The organism is Nitratidesulfovibrio sp. 1201_IL3209 (assembly GCF_036763125.1).
Lineage (GTDB): Bacteria > Desulfobacterota > Desulfovibrionia > Desulfovibrionales > Desulfovibrionaceae > Cupidesulfovibrio.
Window position 1 is genome coordinate 1 of the sequence record NZ_JBAIYT010000093.1, and the last position, 375, is coordinate 375.

Genomic DNA, 375 nt, shown 5'->3' on the forward strand with positions numbered 1-375 from the left:
CGATAGGGGAAATTCTACGCAAGCTGTGTGAGTGGAAGGGGGTGCATATAGTCGAAGCGGAGTGCTGCCCCGACCACATCCATATGCTTCTTGAAATCCCTCCGAAAATGAGTGTGTCGGGATTTATGGGGTACCTGAAGGGCAAGAGCAGTTTAATGCTGTATGAACAGTTTGGCGATCTCAAGTTCAAGTATAGAAACCGGGAGTTCTGGTGCCGAGGTTACTATGTGGATACGGTAGGGAAGAACACCCGTAAGATTCAGGAATACATCAAACATCAGCTAGAGTCTGATAAACTTGGTGACCAGTTGTCCCTACCGTATCCCGGAAGCCCGTTTACGGGCCGCAAGTAGCAGATATGCAGATGCCAGATCT

Annotated in this window: 1 protein-coding gene; it reads left to right on the forward strand. The window is 49.1% G+C overall.

Translation table 11 applies throughout. From position 1 onward, the window contains the following. Positions 1–353: IS200/IS605 family transposase (gene tnpA / locus V6B97_RS17190; RefSeq protein ID WP_333507719.1), on the forward strand; the 353-nt coding region annotated here is incomplete at its 5' end. Between the last annotated feature and the right edge of the window lie 22 nt (positions 354–375).